The organism is Pseudomonas sp. 22490, assembly GCF_052044465.1.
GTDB classification, from domain to species: Bacteria; Pseudomonadota; Gammaproteobacteria; order Pseudomonadales; family Pseudomonadaceae; genus Pseudomonas; species Pseudomonas aeruginosa.
In genome coordinates this window covers 1-374 of sequence record NZ_JBQENS010000110.1, presented here as the reverse complement: position 1 = coordinate 374, position 374 = coordinate 1, and the positions used below count along the sequence as shown (strand labels likewise).

General features: G+C 66.3%; 1 protein-coding gene. It reads left to right on the top strand.

The genetic code is table 11. From position 1 onward, the window contains the following. Nucleotides 1-374, top strand: a 374-nt coding sequence (gene tssI, locus ACTJJX_RS35140; RefSeq protein ID WP_440782072.1) for a type VI secretion system tip protein TssI/VgrG, incomplete at both ends; no start/stop codon positions are given.

Genomic DNA, 374 nt, shown 5'->3' with positions numbered 1-374 from the left:
GGCCCGCAGACTGCGGTGGTGGTCGGGCCCAAGGGCGAGGAGATCTGGACCGACCAGTATGGCCGGGTCAAGGTGCATTTCCACTGGGACCGCCACGACCAGTCCAACGAGAACAGCTCCTGCTGGATGCGCGTCTCGCAGGCCTGGGCGGGGAAGAACTGGGGCTCGATCCAGATCCCGCGGATCGGCCAGGAAGTGATCGTCAGCTTCCTCGAAGGCGACCCGGACCGGCCGATCATCACCGGGCGGGTCTACAACGCCGAGCAGACGGTGCCCTACGAGCTGCCGGCGAACGCTACCCAGAGCGGCACCAAGAGCCGTTCGAGCAAGGGCGGCACGCCGGCCAACTTCAACGAGATCCGCATGGAGGACAA